The 17956-nt window shown below is 65.5% G+C and carries 17 protein-coding genes; 9 read left to right on the forward strand and 8 right to left on the reverse strand.

All coding sequences use genetic code 11. The features are described 5' to 3' along the window. Positions 1–7: 7 nt before the first annotated feature. Positions 8–757 (reverse strand): ABC transporter permease, encoded by a 750-nt coding sequence (locus ASC89_RS02455; protein WP_055994275.1) that lies wholly within the window; start codon positions 755–757, stop codon positions 8–10. A 262-nt stretch (positions 758–1019) separates the two neighbouring features. Then, a complete protein-coding gene (locus ASC89_RS02460) occupies positions 1020–1967 on the reverse strand; it encodes an ATP-binding cassette domain-containing protein (RefSeq protein ID WP_055994277.1) in 948 nt (315 codons plus the stop codon). Positions 1968–2171: 204 nt separating this feature from the next. On the opposite strand from ASC89_RS02460, the gene ASC89_RS02465 reads away from it, so the two are divergent. From ASC89_RS02465 to pnp, 6 genes are all read left to right on the forward strand, one after another. Continuing rightward, the gene (locus ASC89_RS02465) at positions 2172–2954 is read left to right on the forward strand and encodes a TetR/AcrR family transcriptional regulator (protein ID WP_055994279.1); all 783 of its coding nucleotides are present in this window, start codon (positions 2172–2174) and stop codon (positions 2952–2954) included. Positions 2955–3148: 194 nt separating this feature from the next. Beyond that, positions 3149–3556 carry a 30S ribosome-binding factor RbfA gene (gene rbfA, locus ASC89_RS02470; RefSeq protein WP_055994281.1) on the forward strand — a complete coding sequence of 136 codons (408 nt, stop codon included), beginning with the start codon at positions 3149–3151 and terminating at the stop codon, positions 3554–3556. Between the two features lie 44 nt (positions 3557–3600). Beyond that, positions 3601–4626, forward strand: a complete 1026-nt coding sequence (truB, locus tag ASC89_RS02475) for a tRNA pseudouridine(55) synthase TruB (RefSeq protein ID WP_082533137.1) — start codon at positions 3601–3603, stop codon at positions 4624–4626. Positions 4627–4716: 90 nt separating this feature from the next. Then, complete coding sequence (locus tag ASC89_RS02480; RefSeq protein WP_055994285.1) at positions 4717–6441, forward strand: sensor histidine kinase; 1725 nt, start codon at positions 4717–4719, stop codon at positions 6439–6441. A 132-nt stretch (positions 6442–6573) separates the two neighbouring features. Next, entirely contained in the window at positions 6574–6843 is a 270-nt protein-coding gene (rpsO, locus tag ASC89_RS02485) for a 30S ribosomal protein S15 (protein ID WP_055874294.1), read from the forward strand. A gap of 345 nt (positions 6844–7188) precedes the next feature. Continuing rightward, positions 7189–9321, forward strand: coding sequence for a polyribonucleotide nucleotidyltransferase (gene pnp / locus ASC89_RS02490; RefSeq protein WP_055874291.1), 2133 nt, complete (start codon positions 7189–7191; stop codon positions 9319–9321). A gap of 202 nt (positions 9322–9523) precedes the next feature. Here pnp and ASC89_RS02495 read toward each other — a convergent pair whose 3' ends face one another. Beyond that, positions 9524–11044: an MFS transporter gene (locus tag ASC89_RS02495; protein WP_055994288.1), complete on the reverse strand. Its 1521-nt coding sequence runs from the start codon at positions 11042–11044 to the stop codon at positions 9524–9526. A 158-nt stretch (positions 11045–11202) separates the two neighbouring features. Here ASC89_RS02495 and ASC89_RS02500 point away from each other — a divergent pair, with 158 nt between their 5' ends. Next, positions 11203–11487 carry a hypothetical protein gene (locus tag ASC89_RS02500; protein ID WP_055874285.1) on the forward strand — a complete coding sequence of 95 codons (285 nt, stop codon included), beginning with the start codon at positions 11203–11205 and terminating at the stop codon, positions 11485–11487. 36 nt (positions 11488–11523) lie between these two features. Here the strand turns inward: ASC89_RS02500 and ASC89_RS02505 are convergent, their stop codons facing one another. Continuing rightward, positions 11524–12129, reverse strand: coding sequence for a TetR/AcrR family transcriptional regulator (locus ASC89_RS02505; protein WP_055994291.1), 606 nt, complete (start codon positions 12127–12129; stop codon positions 11524–11526). Positions 12130–12255: 126 nt separating this feature from the next. Between ASC89_RS02505 and ASC89_RS02510 the strand changes: the two genes are divergently transcribed. Continuing rightward, positions 12256–13473: an MFS transporter gene (locus ASC89_RS02510; RefSeq protein WP_055874277.1), complete on the forward strand. Its 1218-nt coding sequence runs from the start codon at positions 12256–12258 to the stop codon at positions 13471–13473. Between the two features lie 213 nt (positions 13474–13686). Here the strand turns inward: ASC89_RS02510 and ASC89_RS02515 are convergent, their stop codons facing one another. Further along, positions 13687–14364 carry a hypothetical protein gene (locus tag ASC89_RS02515; RefSeq protein WP_055874274.1) on the reverse strand — a complete coding sequence of 226 codons (678 nt, stop codon included), beginning with the start codon at positions 14362–14364 and terminating at the stop codon, positions 13687–13689. 293 nt (positions 14365–14657) lie between these two features. Here ASC89_RS02515 and ASC89_RS02520 point away from each other — a divergent pair, with 293 nt between their 5' ends. After that, positions 14658–15008: a hypothetical protein gene (locus ASC89_RS02520; RefSeq protein ID WP_055874271.1), complete on the forward strand. Its 351-nt coding sequence runs from the start codon at positions 14658–14660 to the stop codon at positions 15006–15008. 132 nt (positions 15009–15140) lie between these two features. Here ASC89_RS02520 and ASC89_RS02525 read toward each other — a convergent pair whose 3' ends face one another. From ASC89_RS02525 to metK, 3 genes are all read right to left on the reverse strand, one after another. Next, positions 15141–15548 carry a helix-turn-helix domain-containing protein gene (locus tag ASC89_RS02525; protein WP_055874268.1) on the reverse strand — a complete coding sequence of 136 codons (408 nt, stop codon included), beginning with the start codon at positions 15546–15548 and terminating at the stop codon, positions 15141–15143. Between the two features lie 274 nt (positions 15549–15822). Then, positions 15823–16533 carry a tRNA (guanosine(46)-N(7))-methyltransferase TrmB gene (locus ASC89_RS02530; RefSeq protein WP_055874265.1) on the reverse strand — a complete coding sequence of 237 codons (711 nt, stop codon included), beginning with the start codon at positions 16531–16533 and terminating at the stop codon, positions 15823–15825. Between the two features lie 106 nt (positions 16534–16639). Further along, positions 16640–17905: a methionine adenosyltransferase gene (gene metK / locus ASC89_RS02535; protein WP_055874262.1), complete on the reverse strand. Its 1266-nt coding sequence runs from the start codon at positions 17903–17905 to the stop codon at positions 16640–16642. Positions 17906–17956: the final 51 nt, after the last annotated feature.

Raw genomic sequence — 17956 nt, forward strand, 5'->3', positions numbered from 1 at the left:
GGAGATGTCAGAGGCTCGCCTTGCGGATCGCCCGCGCGCCGATGCTGAGCCCGACCACCGCGGTGCCGAGCGCCACCAGCACGCCCCAGAGCACGGTGCTGGTGAACAGCTCGCCGGCGAACAGCGCCCGTTCCGCCTCGATCAGGTAGGTCAACGGGTTGAAACGGCTGGCGATGTAGAGCCAGCCCGGGCCGTTCTCGATCGGCAGCAGCACCCCGCCCAATAGCATCAGCGGCAGCGCCACCGACTGGCTCACCATGTAGAACAGCGACGTGTTGTGCCGCGCCGCGATCGCCAGCGCGTAGGAGAGCGCCGCCACCCCGGCGCCGAACAGGGCCAGCAGGGTGAGCCCGAACAGCATCTGGATCGGATGGAGCGCCAGCCCGAACGGCCAGGCGAGGAGAATCAGCGCTAATGCCTGCAGCGCCAAGGGGAACATCTCCTTGAGCGAGCGGCCGAAGATCAGCGCCGGCCGGCTCATCGGGGTGGAGAGGAAGCGCTCCAGCACCCCGCTCATCAGCTCCTCGGTGAGGCTCCAGCCGACCATCGCGGTGCCGAACAGCGTCAGCATCACGATCATCCCCGGCACGAACCATTGCAGCGCCTCGGCGGTCGAGCCGCCGACATTGAGCAGTGGCACGAAGAACGCCAGGTAGAGGATGGGCTGCACCAGCCCGAACGCCATCCAGGACGGGTCGGCGAGGGTGGGCTTCATCTCGCGGGTAAACGAGGTGGCGACGTCACGAAAGAAGGTCATGGGTTTGCTCCAAGCCACAGGTGCTGGGTCTGCGTCCCTTCTCCCCTGAGGGGAGAAGGTGCCCCGTAGCGGACGACGGCAAAGGCCGTCGCCGCGGGGGCGGATGAGGGGTTCAGCGGTTCAGCGAGCGCGCGATGAAAGGCTGCACCCCTCACCCCGCGAATGAGGCCGTTGGCCTCATTCGCCGCCCTCTCCCCTGAGGGGAGAGGGGACACCTCGGCTGGTGCCCAGCGCCGCCCTCTTATCGGTGCAAATGGCCCTTTCATGCCGCGGTCTCCCTGAGCGAGCGGCCGGTCAATCCGAGGAACACATCGTCCAGCGTCGGTCGGCGCACATTGGCGGCAAGCACGCGTGCGCCGCGCTGATCCAGCGCCCGGATGAACTCCGGCAGCACAGCTTCGCCGCCCTTCACCGTCACCCCGACCCGGGCTCCGTCGCGGCTGATTTCGCGCGCCTCGGGCAGGTTTGCGGCGAGTTCGGCGGCAAGCACGGCATTGTCCGCGTCGATGGTGATGCGGTCGCCGGCGAGGTTGGCCTTCAGCCGCTCCGGCGTGTCGTTGGCGATGACCAGGCCATTGTCCATGATCATCACCCGCTCGGCCATCTGATCGGCCTCGTCGAGATAGTGGGTGGTGAGGAAGATCGTCATGCCGGTCGACTTCCTCAGTTTGAGGATGTGTTCCCAGAGGTTGGCGCGGCTATGCGGGTCGAGCCCGGTGGAGGGCTCATCCAGGAACAGCACCTTCGGGCTGTGCATCAGCCCGAGCGCGATATCGACGCGCCGCTTCTGCCCGCCCGAGAGGCTCATCCCGGTCCGCTTTTCGAGCCCGGTGAGCTCCAGCATGCTGATCAGTTCGTCGGCGCGCCGTGCCGAGTCGGCCTTGCTCATGCGCTGCGCTGCGCCCTGCGTCAGCAACTCGTCGCGCAGCTTGTTGTAGCCGCCGGCGCCGGCGCCCTGGCCGACATAGCCGATGCGGCGGCGCACCGCGTTGGCGTCGCGCAGCACGTCGTGGCCGGCGACGCTCGCCGCGCCCTCGGTCGGCGGCAACAGCGTCGTCAGCATGCGCACGCTGGTGGATTTGCCGGCGCCATTGGGGCCGAGGAACGCCACCAGCTCACCCTCCGCCACGTCGAGGTCGAGGCCGCGCACCGCCTCCACCACACCTTCCTTGGTCTTGAAGCTGCGCTTCAGTCCGCTGGCATGGATCATTGCTTCACTCCTCAGTGCTTACATTGGACAAGCCTAACCAGCCCTGCTGACATGACGTGTCAGCAGACTGGTTTTCGACACGCGCGGCGGATGTCCGAATGGATATCTCGACTTTCGCGGGGCGCGGATATAACGTTGTGCAGTGTACGGGGTTTGGATAGACCTAATCCCGTACACTGTAAAGAGTTATTTTGTGGAGGCCGGATGGCCGAGGAAATTGTCGGTCGGGGCGATCCGATCCGGACGCTGGAACTGATGTGGGGCAGGGCCCCGGCGCCCAGGCGCGGGCCCAAATCGCGCGTCAGCGTCGCCGAGCTGGTGGCTGCCGCCGTTGCCATCGCCGACGCCGAGGGCATCGATGCCGTCTCGACCCGCCGGGTTGCCGAAGCGGTCGGGATCTCGCCGATGAGCTTTTACACTCACATCCCGGATAAGGCGGTGCTGCTCGACCTGATGCTCGATGCCGTCGCCACCGGACAGGCCGGCGAGGTGACGCCGGAATTTCACCCGGCCAACTGGCGGGCCAACGTGACCCTGGTGGCGCGCAGCTTTCGCCGCTTTTACCTCGCCCATCCCTGGGCGCTGCAGATCGGCACGCACCGGCCGGTGCTCGGCCCCAACACCATCCGCGCCTATGACAACTTCCTCAGCGTCTTCGACGGGCTCGGCCTCGGCGAAGTCGAGATGGATCTCTGTGTCATCCTCGTCGCCAACTATGTGCATGGCGCGGTCCGCGACGTGGTGCGCGCCAATATGGTCAAGGCGCAGACCGGCATGAGCGACGATGAGTGGTGGTACACCATCGAGCCGTTCCTCTCGACCATGGATTTCTCGCCCTATCCGGTGGCGAGCCGGGTCGGCGCGGTAGTCGGCGAACTCTATGGCCTCGGCGACCCCGATCTGGCCTTCGACTTCGGGCTGGAACGCATCCTCGACGGACTCGAGCGGCTGGTCGAGAGCAAGCGGGATAGTCCACCATTGCCATAGCGTGGCAGAAGTCTCCCAACCCACCGGCCGTCATCCCAGCGAAAGCTGGGATCCAATCATCCGCTTGTGCAGGCTGTGAGTTGAGTCCCAGCTTTCGCTGGGATGACACCGAGTGTGTGGCGAATGGCGTTCCTCAGCACCCCGGATAGGCCCCTACCGTTGACGGAAAGCCGCCAAGCGCCTAACTCAGCCCGATGAAACGCGACACCCACAAGCCCACCGGTCCCAGCCAGCGCATGCTGCGCGTCGGCGAACTGGTGCGCCACGCCCTTTCCGGCGTCTTCGCCCGCGGCGAGATCGAGGATCCGCTGCTTGAAGGCAAGGTCATCACTGTGCCCGAAGTCCGCATGACCCCGGATTTGAAGCTCGCCAGCGCCTATATCATGCCGCTCGGCGGCGCGGGGGCGGAGGAGATCGTCGAGGCGCTCAACCGCCACCACCGCTTCATCCGCGGCCGCGTGGCGCCCGAGCTCGACCTGAAATTCGCGCCGGATCTGCGCTTTTTCGTCGACAACACCTTTGACGAGTTCGGCAAGATCGACGCCCTGCTGCGTTCCGACCGCGTACAGCGCGATATCCTGAAGGATGAGGACGAAGAGTAGCGTCCTGCCGGAACAAGCCTGCGCTCGCAGTCGTCTCCCTCCCCATGATGGGGAGGGATAAAGGGTGGGGTGGAGCCCCACGCTCCGGCGCGAGTGGCCACCCCCACCCTCATTCCCTCCCCAGGGGACGCGGTAGCGCCCCGGGGGGAGGGAGGCGAAAGAGGCCACGTCCAGTGTCCCAAACAAAATCCCTAAAGCGCGACGTCTCCGGTTGGTTGGTTCTCGACAAGCCCTATGACATGACCTCCACCCAGGCGGTGGGCAAGCTCCGCTGGCTGTTCGGCGCCAAGAAAGCCGGTCATGCCGGAACGCTCGACCCGCTGGCGACCGGTATCCTGCCGATCGCCCTGGGTGAGGCGACCAAGACCGTGCCCGCCGTGCAGGACGGCACCAAGGTCTACCGCTTCGCCATCAAATGGGGCGAGGAGACCACCACCGACGACACCGAGGGCGAGGTCAGCGCCCGCTCAGAGGTGCGGCCATCGGAGGCCGAAATCCTCGCTGCGCTCCCCGCTTTCACCGGCGAGATCATGCAGACCCCACCGGCCTTTTCGGCGATCAAGGTCGACGGCGAACGCGCCTATGACCTGGCGCGCGCCGGCGAGGTGGTCGAGCTGGCGGCCCGCCCGGTCTACGTCGAAGCCCTCCGGCTCATTGAACATGCCGGCGAAATCAGCCGGCTGGAAATGACCTGCGAGAAGGGCACCTATGTGCGGGCCCTGGCCCGCGACCTGGCCCGCCAGCTTGGCACGTGCGGCCACGTGGTCGAGCTTCGTCGCACCGCCGTCGGTCCGTTCTCCGAGGCGCGGGCGGTGACGCTCGAAGCGCTGGAAGCCGCCGCGGATCGCGATGCGCTGCTGCTGCCGGTTTCCGCCGGGCTGTCGCTGCTGCCCGAAATCCGCCTCACCCCGGACCAGGTGAGCGCCGTCCGGCACGGCAACCCCGTGCTGCTCGGCGGCGCATCGGCGCCGATCGCGCTGGACAGCGCCTGGGCCAGCAGCGCCGGCGTCGCCGTGGCGCTGGGGCGGGTTGAAGCCGGCATGTTCAAGCCCCAGCGCGTTATCATCTAGCGCTGGCTGCCATTGGAACCAATAGCCCAACCGGGCGTTCTCGTGCTCTAAGACAGCAGGGGTTTGGGTTGATTTTCGCCGGGGTGCGTTATGGCTGACGGGCCGGGCCCGGCTGAGAGCAGTGCTATTGCGCGTCGGCGTGGCCCGACGGCGCGGCCTATTGCTGTCTACCTCTTCGTCCTGGCGCTGGTGGCCCTGGTCCCTGCATTCGTCTTCTCCGCCATCCTGCTGCAACGCAACAACGAGGCGCAGGAGCGCGTCGTCGAGACGCTGATCACCGGCAATGCCCGCTCGATCGTCCAGGCGGTGGATCGTGAGATCAACGCCAACATCACCACGTTGCGCGTCCTCGCCACCACGCCGCCGCTCAGCCCGGCCGCCTATCCTGAGTTTCACGCCCGGGTCAGCGTGGCGCTCGAGAACACTGCGTCCTACGTCTACCTCGTCCACCCCGACATGACCTCGGACTTGTCCACCCGGGTCCCGATATCCGAGCAGGTGGCCAATCCGATCGGCGATGTCGAAACCGCGCAACGGGCTTTCGACAGTCGCGATGTGGCGATCTCGGATGCGGTGTTCGGACGTGTCTCGCAGCAATGGGTGGTCAACATCCTGCAGCCGATCTTTCCGGCCAACCAGCAGCCGCTGATCCTCGGCTTCAGCCGCGCCGCCAGCCAGCTGTCGAACACATTGCTGGCGAGCCGCATGCCCGAGGGCTGGCATGTGGCGCTGGTCGACAGGAAAGGCGTGATCATCGCCGCCGCCGACCAGGGCGGCAACACCGGCGACGCCTTCAACCTGGCGCCGATCGACGAACTCGGCTCGACGGCCGGCTGGCGCAGCCTTGTCTCCGAGGGCAAGGACTACCTCGTTGTCGCGCAGCGCTCGACCCTCACCGGCTGGACCCTGGTGGCCTGGGCTGATCGCGGCGTCGTAGCCAAGCCCTTGGCCGATGCGTTCTGGTCACTTCTCGCTGGCGGTGTGCTGCTGGCGGCGCTGGTGGTGCTGGTGGTCTATGGCGTGAGCCTGCAGATCGGCCGCTCGGTGCATGGCCTCGAGGCCGATGCCAAGCGGCTCGGCGCCGGCCAGCCGGTCGAGGCGCGGCCTTTCCCGATCGAAGAGATCGAAACCGTATCGAGCGCCTTGGGCGATGCCTCGCGCCGACGCCAGGCCGCTGAGACCGAGGTCCGCTTCCTGATGCGCGAGCTGGCGCACCGTTCGAAGAACCAGATGACGGTGATCGCGGCCATGGCCAAGCAGACGGCGCGCGGTGCCGATACGGTGCCCGAGTTCGTTTCGAACTTCGAGCGCCGCATCTTCGGGCTCGCCCGTTCCACCGATCTGCTGCTGGCGCATGGCGTCGCCGGCGTCGATCTCAAGGAGCTGCTGGTCAGCCAGATCGATCCGTTCTGCCCGGTCGATGGCGAACGGGTGATCGTTGACGGCCCCGCGCTGCGGCTCAACGCCCAGGCGGCGCAGATCCTCGGCATGGCGGCGCACGAACTGGCGACCAACGCGGTGAAATACGGCGCCTTCGCCAAGGATGGCGGCCGGCTCGAGCTGACCTGGAAACGGCTTGGCGATGCGGTGAGCTTCATCTGGCACGAAAGCGGCAGCACCCCCGCCGAAACCTCCCCGCGCCGTGGCTTCGGCACCACCGTGCTCGAGAACATGGTCGGCCGTTCGCTCAATGGCGAGGTCGAGCGCGAGGTGCATGAGCTCGGCATCGAGTGGCGCTTCACTATTCCGCTGAGCTCGCTCGACCCCTCCGACAGTCTCAACGGCGCGGCCGAAACCCCGGCGACCGACAAATAACTGGCGTTCTCAGCCCCTTTCCCCTATAGAGCGCGCGAGTTCCGGCCCGGCCGGCGCTTATTCATGGCTCCACCTGGACGACATCCCGGGCGGCAGCGTCCCGATGATCCTCTGTTTGAAAGGACCTTTCCGATGTCGATTACCGCAGAGCGGAAGACTGCGCTCATCAAGGATTACGCCACCAAGAAGGACGATACCGGTTCGCCGGAAGTCCAGGTCGCGATCCTCTCCGAACGCATCGCCAATCTCACCGAACACTTCAAGCTGCATGGCAAGGACAACCATTCCCGCCGTGGCCTCTTGAAGATGGTTTCGACGCGCCGTCGTCTCCTCGACTACGTCAAGAAGTCGGACGAAGCGCGCTACAAGGCGCTCATCGAGCGTCTGGGCCTGCGCCGTTAAGGCTGGGTCGGTTACGACGACTACCCGGACCCACGAGGCACGCCTCGCGGGTCCACTCCGGCAGCTATGCCGGATACCAGCGTAGGCTGACGAACTACGCGGAGCATGGCGAGATCATCGGCCGCTCACGGCACCAGCGGGTGCCCTCTCCCGGAGACATGAGCGGCTCATCGTCTTGTCCATGTTCCGCCCCTCCTCGACCGGAGGGTGTCAGCGCGGAACCGTGCCGATTTTGGGCCGTAGTCGCACATGGGGTGCGGCGGGCGGCTGGCACACCGGAAGAGTTCGCGGGGTGGCTACGCCCCCGCGTTCCCGCTCTTTCCGGCAGAATGGAAAGACAATGCTATGCCCATCAACTTCGACTACCACAAAGTTGAGCTGAACTGGGGCGGCCAGCCCCTCACCCTCGAGACCGGCAAGATCGCCCGCCAGGCCGACGGCGCCGTGCTCGCCACGCTCGGCGAGACCGTGCTGCTCGCCACCGTCGTTTCGGCGAAATCCGCCAAGCCCGGTCAGGACTTCTTCCCGCTGACGGTCAACTATCAGGAAAAGTACTTCGCCGCCGGCAAGATCCCGGGCGGCTACTTCAAGCGCGAAGGCCGTCCGACTGAAAACGAGACGCTGACCTCGCGCCTGATCGACCGTCCGATCCGCCCGCTCTTCCCCGATGGCTATAAGAACGAGACCCAGGTGGTCGTCACCGTTCTGCAGCACGACATGGAAAACAATCCGGACGTGCTCGCCATGGTCGCCGCCTCCGCGGCCCTGACCATCTCGGGCGTGCCCTTCATGGGCCCGATTGGCGCCGCCCGCGTCGGCTATATTGATGGCGAATACGTCCTCAACCTCGCCGTCGATCGTCGCGCCGAGTCCAAGCTCGATCTGGTCATGGCCGGCACCCAGGACGCCGTGCTGATGGTGGAATCGGAAGCCCAGGAGCTTTCCGAGGAGATCATGCTCGGCGCCGTGATGTTCGGTCACGAAGCCTCGCGCAAGGTCATCGACGCCATCATCAAGCTGGCCGAACTGGCCGCCAAAGAGCCGCGTGATTTCACTGCTCCGGATTACTCGGCGCTCGAAGCCGACGTGCTGAAGGTGGCCGAGGCCGACCTCCGCGCCGCCTACAAGATCACCGACAAGGCGCAGCGCTACGCTGCGGTCGATGCCGCCAACGCCAAGGTCAAGGCGCACTACGCGTCGCAGATCGAAGCCGGCACCGTCTCGGCCGAGGACCTGGGCGAAGTCGTCCATAACCTCCAGGCCAAGATCGTCCGCTGGAACATCCTCGACACCAAGTCGCGCATCGACGGCCGTGACCTGACCACCGTCCGCCCGATCGTCGCCGAAGTCGGCGTGCTGCCCCGCACCCATGGTTCGGCGCTGTTCACCCGCGGTGAGACCCAGGCTCTCGTCGTTGCCACGCTCGGTACCGGCGACGACGAGCAGTTCGTCGATAGCCTCGAAGGCACCGGCAAGGTGAACTTCATGCTGCACTACAACTTCCCGCCCTACTCGGTCGGTGAAGCTGGCCGCATGGGCTCGCCCGGCCGTCGCGAGATCGGCCACGGCAAGCTCGCCTGGCGCGCCATCAACCCGATGCGTCCCAAGGCGGAAGAGTTCCCCTACACCATCCGCGTCGTCTCCGAGATCACCGAGTCGAACGGCTCCTCCTCGATGGCGACCGTCTGCGGCACTTCGCTGGCGCTGATGGATGCGGGCGTGCCGCTGAAGAAGCCGGTGGCCGGTATCGCCATGGGCCTGATCCTCGAAGGCGACCGCTTTGCGGTGCTCTCCGACATCCTGGGTGACGAAGATCACCTCGGCGACATGGACTTCAAGGTTGCGGGCACTGCCGATGGCATCACCTCGCTGCAGATGGACATCAAGATCGCCGGCATCACCGAGGAGATCATGAAGGTCGCCCTCGGTCAGGCCAAGGGCGGTCGCGAGCACATCCTGGGCGAGATGGCCAAGGCGCTCGACACCTCGCGTGCCACCGTGGGCGAGTTCGCTCCGCGCATCGAGACCATCACTATCCCGACCGACAAGATCCGCGAAGTGATCGGTACCGGCGGCAAGGTGATCCGCGAGATCGTCGAGAAGACCGGCGCCAAGATCGACATCAACGATGACGGCACGGTGAAGGTCTCGTCCTCGGACGGCGCCTCGATCGATGCGGCCATCAAGTGGATCAAGTCGATCACCGATGAAGCCGAAGTCGGCGCCATCTACCAGGGCACCGTGGTCAAGACCGCCGATTTCGGCGCGTTCGTGAACTTCTTCGGCGCCAAGGATGGCCTCGTGCACATCTCCCAGCTCGCCGCCCAGCGCGTCGGCAAGACCACCGACGTCGTCAAGGAAGGCGACAAGGTGTGGGTCAAGCTGCTCGGCTTCGACGAGCGCGGCAAGGTCCGCCTTTCGATGAAGGTCGTCGACCAGGCGACCGGCAAGGAAATCGCCGAGGAAGCCGCCGAGTAATCGGCAGCACTCTTCCAATGCAAAGAGGCCCGGGAGCGATCCCGGGCCTTCTTTGTTTGCCCCCCTGGCACGGTCGCCTCCCTCCCCCACGGGCGCTACGCGTCCCCCAGGAGGGGAGGGGTTGGGGTGGGGGTCCATCGGTGATCACCGGACCACCCCCTCCCTCAATCCCAGGCGACGGGGCGAGCGCGCTGGTCCTATTCTACGCCGTCGCCGGTCGCATGCCGCGGAACATCGCGATGGTGGTCACCGCCGCGATGAAGACGATCGCAGCGCCCAAGAGCGAGGTCACCAGCATGGCGTCGGCATAGGCGACGCGGGCCGCTTCCAAGAGCGCCGCGCCGCCCTCCGGCAGAGTCTCCGCGGCGCTGTGGGCGCCACCGATGCCACGCAGCGCCATCGCCACCGCTTCACCCGACAGGCCATGCGGCAGGGTCTCACCGAGCCCGCCGCGATACAGCACCGTGAGGATGCTGCCGAGCAGCGCAATGCCAAACGCCCCGCCGAACTCCGAGCTCGTTTCGTTGAGCCCGGACGCAGCGCCGGCCCGCTCCGGCGGCGCCGAGCTCATCACCAGGTCCGCCGCGATCGTCGCCACCGGGGCGAGCCCGAGCGACAGCAAGGTGTCGGCTGATATCAGCGTGATCAGGTCGCGCGACGGGGCGGTGAGCCCGATGACCAGCAGCGCTAGGGCCGCGACGGTCAGCCCCAGCGCCAGCACATAGGCCGGGCGCATCCGGCTCAGCAGCAGCGGGGTGAGCAACGAGCCGGCAACGAAGCCGAGGCCGACCGGCAGGCTCCAGATGCCCGCTTCGAACGGAGTCAGCCCCAGCACCAGCTGCATGTACTGCGCCACCACGAGGAACATGCCGAACAGCGCAAAGAAGCCGAAGACGTTGATGCTGAGCGCCGCACTGAACGCCGGGCGGGCGAACAGGCTCAAGTCGAGCAGCGGGTGGGTGAGGCGCAATTGCCGCCAGGCAAAAACGATGCCGACCGCCAGCCCCAGCGCGATGGCGCCGAGGCTGATCGCCAGCTCGCCGCCTTCGGCCAGCGACTTGATGCCGTAGATGATCGACAGCACCGCGGCCATCGACAGGGCGGCGCTGAGGATATCCAGCCGGCCGGCCCGCGGGTCCTTGTACTCGGGCAACAGCCGCGGTGCGACGAGCAGCAGCACCACCATGATCGGCACCGCGATCAGGAACACCGAGCCCCACCAGAAATAGTTGAGCAGTATGCCGCCCACTACCGGTCCGATCGCCCCGCCGGTCGAAAAACTCGCGACCCAGACGCTGATGGCGATGGTCCGCTCGCGGTCGTCGCGGAACATGTTGGTGATCAGCGACAGCGTCGAGGGCGCCAGCGTCGCGCCGGCAATGCCGAGCAGCGCCCGGGCAAAGATCAGCGTCTCCGCCGTCGGGGCGAAGGCGGCGAGGATCGAGGCTGCGCCGAAGGCGACGGCGCCGATCAGCAACAGCTTCCGCCGCCCGATCCGGTCGCCCAGCGTCCCCATGGTCAGCAGCGAGCCGGCGACGAAGAAGCCGTAGATATCGACGATCCATAACAGCTGCGCCGCCGTGGGATTAAGCGAAGCCGTCAGCGACGGCACCGCCAGGTTGAGGACCGTCAGGTCCATGGCATAGAGGATGCAGGGCAGGGCAATGACCGCGAGACCAATCCACTCGCGGCGTGTTGCGCGCATTGGCGTCGTGCCTGACATGCGGCGTTCCTTTCAACTCGTCCATCGTTGGGCAGGATGGTACGACGGTAAGGCTGCCAGCTGCTGTCAGGCTATACCGCCATGGCCTGGTCACCAATACTGGCACCTCGTGGCCTATGGGAATTGGCGAGTGCGCCGGGCGACCCCATATCAGGGGCATGACGATTTCCCTGGATGTTTCGCCGGTCGCGGTCTGGACGATCCTGACATCGTGGCCGCGCGGCTACTTCACGGCCCGTTATCAGGGCCGGCGCTACGGCGTGACCAACACGGCGCACGCCAATGGCAAGAGCTTCAAGCTCTATGCCGAGGAGCTGGGTGGCAGCGACCGCATCAGCCTGAATATCTACCGCCCGCCCAGCAGCATGGAGCCGGCACTGAAACCCTGCGAGATGCCGGTCGACAAGGTGACGGCGTTCGTTGCCGGAGCCGCGGTCGAGTAGTTCGCCCGCAACGAAATCAAAGACCGGCGGCCGCCGTCAGTGGCGGAGCGGCGCGTTGCGCAGCAACCCTTCGACGAGGCGCCGGTAGCCAGCGGTGGCGCGGTGGGAAATGGCCACCGGGTCGTCGGCATTGGCGATCCACTGCGCCGCATAACAGGAGGCGCCGCTAATCATCCGGGCGGTGGCCTCGGGATCGACATCGGCGATCACCCCGGCCTCGAGCAGACCCTCGAGGCTATGCCGCATCGCGGTGATGCAGCCATTGGCGCTGGGCCATGAGGAAGGGTCGCCGAGCACCGCCGGACCGTCGCGCAGCATGATGCGCTGGATCTCGGGCTCGAGCGCCATCTCGATATAGCCGATGCCCTCCTCGACAAAACTCTCCCAGGCGTTCGGCGCCTTGGCAGCACGCGCCTTGAGCCGCACCGTCATCTCGCTGTCGATCTCGGTGACCACGGCTTCGAACAGCCCGCGCTTGTCGCCGAAATGGTGGTACAGCGCGCCGCGCGTCAGCCCCACATCGGAGGTGAAGTGATCCATCGAGGCTTCGGCATAGCCGACTTCGGCAAAGGCCTTGCGACCCGCCGCCATCAGCTTGGCGCGGGTTTCGACGATCATTTCACTGCGGGTTCTCTGGGCCATGCTCTGCCTATCTTACATACGTCACGTATGCTAATTGACATACGCTACGTATGTAACTGGATGTCTCACATACGCCGCGTATGTCAATCATGTAATCCGCGGCTTCCGAAATGTCGAGGGATCGTCATGCCGAATCCATATCTGGAGATCTTCCGGGCGCCCGGCGCCAAGGGCTTTGCCGCCGCCGGTTTCGTCGCCCGCATGCCCATGGCGATGGCGCCGATCGGCATCGTCGCCATGCTGTCGCAGACGCATGGCGAGTTCTGGCTCGCCGGTGCGGTGTCCGCCACCTACGCGCTTGCCAATGCACTATTCGCCCCGCAGATCTCACGGGTCGTCGACCGGCTGGGCCAGTCACGCGTGCTGATCCCGACGACGCTCATCGCTCTGGCCGCCTTCATCGTCCTGATGCTGGCGGCCTATCAGGATTGGCCGATCTGGACGCTGTTCGCCGCGGCGCTTGCCGCCGCGCTGATGCCGAGCTTTCCGGCGATGATTCGGGCGCGCTGGAGCGAACTGTTCCGCGATCGGCCCGAACTCAACACCGCCTTCGCCTTTGAATCCTCGGCCGATGAGCTGGTCTATATTGCCGGCGCATCACTGTCGGTGGGTCTCGCGGTGGCGCTGTTCCCCGAGGCGGGCCTGCTCGCCAGCACGCTGTTCCTGGGGCTGGGCGGGCTGGCCTTCATCGCCCAGCGTCGCACCGAGCCCAAGCCCAGCGGCGCCATGGCGGGCGGCGGGCAGTCCGCCATCCGGCAGCGGCCGGTGCAGATCATCACCCTTGCCTTGATCTTCGTCGGCGCGATCTTCGCCACGGCCGAAGTGAGCGCGGTGGCGATCACCGAAAAGCTGGGCGAGCCCGGCGCGGCCAGCCTCGTCATCGGCGTCTATGCCGTCGGCTCGTTCGTCGTCGGCCTGATCGTCGGGGCGCTCAACCTCAGGCTGGCGCTCGAAAAGCAACTGGCGATCGCACTGGCCGTCATCGCCGTCACCGCCTGGCCGCTGCTGTTCGTCGACAGTGTGCCGATGCTGGCGCTCGCCGTGTTCGCGAGCGGCGTCGCCATCTCGCCCACCTTCATCACGGCTTTCGGCCTGATCGAGCGCCGGGTGCCGGCGGCGATGCTGACTGAAGGCATCACCTGGGTGATGACCGGCATCGGCATCGGTATGGCGCTGGGCTCGTTCGTCACCGGCTGGGTGGTGGATAGCTATGGCGCCAGCAACGGCTTCGTCGTCTCGGTGGTGTCGGGCGCCCTGGCGCTGCTCACCGTGCTGCTGGGGCAACGCACCCTCGCCGGTCGCAGTCGCCTCCCGGCAGAGGCAGAACCGCAGCCGGCCGAATAAGCCGCAGGGCTGAGCCCCTAACCGAAACGCCGGTGCGGGCGGACCCCCACCCCTGTCCCCTCCCCGCAAGGGGGAGGGAGACGCTCACACCAGTATCTCAGTTTGCGTCTCCCTCCCCTCGGGGCGCTACCGCGTCCCCCTTGCGGGGAGGGATCAAGGGTGGGGCGGCCCGCGCCAGCCTATGGGGCTTGCTCAACAACATACCCGGGTGGCCTAGGGCTTCTCCCAGGTCAGCGCTTCCGCCGCCGCCCCGAGCCCGCCCAGCGCCGCCTTGAGGTCGGCAACCATCGGATCCGGACCGCAGAGGTAAAAGTTCTGGCTGATGTCGTGCACGTGGCGCTTGAGGAAGGCCTCGTCGATCCGCGCGTGCAGGACCCCCGTAGCATTTGGCTCGTCGGTGACCGTCCAGGTGACCTCGAGCCCCGCCATCGCTTCGAACTCGTCGCGCAGGATAATATCTTCGGCCTTGCGGTTGGACGCGATCAGCCGATGGCCGGCGAGCTTACCGTCCTGGTGGAGCTGACGCAGGATGGCGATGAATGGCGTCACCCCGGCGCCGCCGGCAATAAAGGTGCCCGGCCCCTTGTAGGTGATGGTGCCCCACGGGTCGCGCAGCACCAGCTTCTGGCCGGGGCCGTAACCGAACAGCCGCTCGGTCATGCCGTCGCCGCCGGTGTTGAAGTAGCTCTTGATGGTGAACTCGAGATCGTCCCAGTCGTTGAGCGCGGTGAAGGTGAAGGGGTGCTTCTTGTCGCGCCAACCCTCCTCATCGAGCGACAGCTCGGTGGCCTGACCCGGTTCGAACCGGTAGCCGGCGGGCTTTTCCAGCACGTAGCGGCGCACATTATGCGTCACCTGCTGAATATTTAGGATTCTCACGGTGTGGTGCACGACACGTCTCCTTGTCGCTCTGAGACGCTGAAAATGCGCCGCCGGTTCCCATCAAACCATGGTCAATCGGCGCGCAAAATCATCCTCAAAGCCAGCTTCCACCAATGGTTTCCTTTAGGCAACCAACCCCCCTCGAGGGAGGTGGGTTTCTCACAAGATGGTGGCATTCCCTGGTGTAACCCTCTGCACGCATTATCGAATTTCAAGGGCCATGAGTGCAGATTTAGTGCCTTGCGAGTTGGCCGGTGGAGTCCGATCTCCCTGTTGTCCAGAAAACGAAAGGGACATGAAAAATGAAGACTTCTGCTCTTGGCCTTGCCGCTCTGCTCGTCGTCGGCGGTCTCTCGGTTCCCGCCTTTGCGGCGTCTGAGGATTCCAGCTTCGACAGCGACTTCCTGGTGACCCAGCTCAACCAGAAGGGCATTGCAGCCACCGACGTGTACGAGAACACCGACAACGTCATCCGCGCCGTGGTCAAGCAGGCCGACGGTTCCTCGACCTTCGAGTACTTCTACAAGGATACGCTGACCCCGGTGAAGGCTTCGGTGGGCGGTAACACCCGCGTGCTGAGCAAGGTTGACACTGGCGCCCGCAAGGCTCCGGTCAACGAGGGCTCGCTCCTCGTCGATAACTTCTTCGACTGATGACGACCCCCCGAGCCGGCGGGCTACGTGCCTGCCGGCTCGCTGATCCCGGGCAAACTGCCGTCGAGCGCTTTCAGGAAAAGTTGTGAGACTTTCTACCTTGAAAGCGTGACAGAGGCTAAGACCCGGGGATCAACGGCCGGTGCTGATCCGCAGCACCGGAGGCTCGAGCTGATCGGCGTCACGGGCGTCGAACAGCTGCCGCGCCTCCAGCACCCGATGCCAGTGGCGCGCCGCAAAAGCCTCGAAGGCCTCGAAAGCTTTCAGCGCCTCGGCACCGAGCTCGGTGAGCGCATAATCGACCCGCGGCGGTATCGTCGCATAGCTGGTGCGGCTGACGAAGCCATCGCGTTCCAGCGCCCTGAGACTTGATGTCAGGGCTTTCTGCGAAATGCTGCCGATCTCACGCTGCAGCTCGGAAAACCGCAGTGTGTCATGCCTGAGATGCAGCACAACGGTCAGCGTCCACTTGCTGTTTCGAGTGGTCAAGAGTTCCTCGATCACGGCTTGGTTGACGGGCGAACGGTTCTGCTGACGCATACGCCAACTCCACGCACAATGGTGGCCAGCCGTTACCGGATGGCGCGAGATCCCCATCGTCGCATATCGTTCACGAGGCGCCGTTTACCAGAGGCAGCGGCCAGATTTCAGTGCTCGGTTGCCTGAACGTTCTATTAACGCTCGGCAGGTGAGGGCGGGCCTGCAGCGTTCTAGAGCATGTCTCCCGAAAGCGGGCGCCGGTTTCGGGACAAAGACATGCGTGAAAACAAAGAGCTAAAGCGCACAGAGCGAATCCTGGAGATCGCGACGCGCTTTAGCGGCGTCGGAAGCTCAGATAGAAGCTGGTGGTCCGGCCGGCAGCGCGGGCCTTTTCTTCGTATCGCGTCGGCTCCCAGCCAGCATAAGGCTCGTGCCAGACTCGCGGTCGCTCCGGCGCGAAAATGAAGTCGGGCGCGCGCAAAATATGCGCCAGCGTCCAGTTCGCGTAGTCCTCGATATCGGTGGCGAAGCGAAACGGTGCGCCGGGCTTCAGGGTCCGCCCGAGTTGCGCGAGCGTCAGAGGCGAGATGAAGCGCCGCTTGTGGTGGCGGGTCTTCGGCCACGGATCGGGATAGAGCAAAAAGGCGCCATCGAGGCTGGCGTCGGGCAGCTTCTGCAACAGCTTCAGCGCGTCGTCGGTGTAGAGCCGGATATTGCCGAGCTCCTCCTCGTCGATCTGCTGCAGCAGTTTGGCGATGCCGCCGGAGAACACCTCGCAGCCGATATAGCCGGTATCCCGATGGCGGCTGGCTTCGAGCGACAGGTGTTCGCCTCCGCCATAGCCGATCTCGATCTCGCGCCGTCTCGCCTCGGGGAACAGCGCCGTGGGATCGAGCACCTCATCGCCGAGCGCGATCTCCAGTTCAGGCAGCAACTCCTTGAACAGCTGGTCCTGCCCCTTGTGCAGGCGCTTGCCCGAGCGCCGGCCGAAAAAGGCTCGCGGCTCGCCATCGACGTTGAGGGGATGGTGGGGTTTGGAGGTCATGGGGTCCACTAGCACGGCGTTCCGGCCCCGGCTGCCAAAAACAGCAATCCCCGCTTTCGCGGGGATGGCCTGGTTGATTGGAGGAGTCTGCGTAGCGCCGAAGTCGTCAGGCAGCCGCCTTCACTGCGGCCTTCAGCGCCGGGACCAGGTCGGTCTTTTCCCAGCTGAACGAGCCGTCGCGACCGGGCTTCCGGCCGAAATGGCCATAGGCCGAGGTTTTGGCGTAGATCGGCTTGTTGAGGTCGAGGTGGGTGCGGATGCCGCGGGGCGACAGGTCGAACACCTCGCCCAGCACGATCTCCAGCTTGTCCTCGGCGACTTTGCCGGTGCCGTGCAGGTCGACATAGATCGACAACGGCTTGGCGACGCCGATGGCGTAGCTCAGCTGGATGGTGGCGCGGTCGGCGAGGCCGGCGGCGACGACGTTCTTGGCGAGATAGCGCGCCGCATAGGCCGCCGAGCGGTCGACCTTGGTCGGGTCCTTGCCCGAGAAGGCGCCGCCGCCATGCGGGGCCGCGCCACCATAGGTGTCGACGATGATCTTGCGGCCGGTCAGGCCGGCATCGCCATCCGGGCCGCCGACCACGAACTTGCCGGTCGGGTTGACGTGCCAGACGGTGTCCTTGGAGATCCAGCCTTCGGGCAGCGAGGCGCGGACATAGGGCTCGACGATCTTGCGCACGTCCTCGGACGAGAGGCTCGCATCGACATGCTGGGTCGAGACCACGATCTGCGTCACGGCGACCGGCTTGCCGTTCTCGTAACGGATGGTGACCTGGCTCTTGGCGTCGGGGCCGAGCTTGATCGCCGCGCCTTCGCCGGCCTTGCGCGCGATGGTCAGTGCCTCGAGGATCTTGTGGGCGTAGTAGATCGGAGCAGGGAGCAGTTCCGGGGTCTCGCGGCTGGCATAGCCGAACATGATGCCCTGGTCGCCGGCGCCGACATCCTTGTTGCCCGATTCGTCCACGCCCTGCGCGATATCGGCCGACTGGCCATGCAGCAGCACGTCGATCTTGGCGGTCTTCCAGTGGAAGCCCGACTGCTCGTAGCCGATCGCCTTGATCGCCTTGCGGGCAGTCGACTTGAACTTGGCCGGATTGACCACCGGGTGGCCGGCCGCGTCGAGCAGCACCTTGCCGTCCTTGCCACGCTTCAGCAGCGTCTCGGGGACGCGCACTTCACCGGCGATCACCACACGGTTGGTGGTCGCCAGCGTTTCGCAGGCGATGCGCACCTTGGCCGGATCCATGCCGGCCTTCTTGGCCTCACGGAACACCAGATCGACGATCTCGTCGGAAATCCGGTCACAAACTTTGTCCGGATGACCCTCCGAAACCGACTCCGAGGTGAACAGATAAGAAGACCGAGCCAAGGCGAAACCCCCGAAAATTGGTCAAAAAGTGCGAAATTCGCACAGTTGAGC

The organism is Devosia sp. Root413D1, assembly GCF_001425235.1.
GTDB lineage: Bacteria > Pseudomonadota > Alphaproteobacteria > Rhizobiales > Devosiaceae > Devosia_A.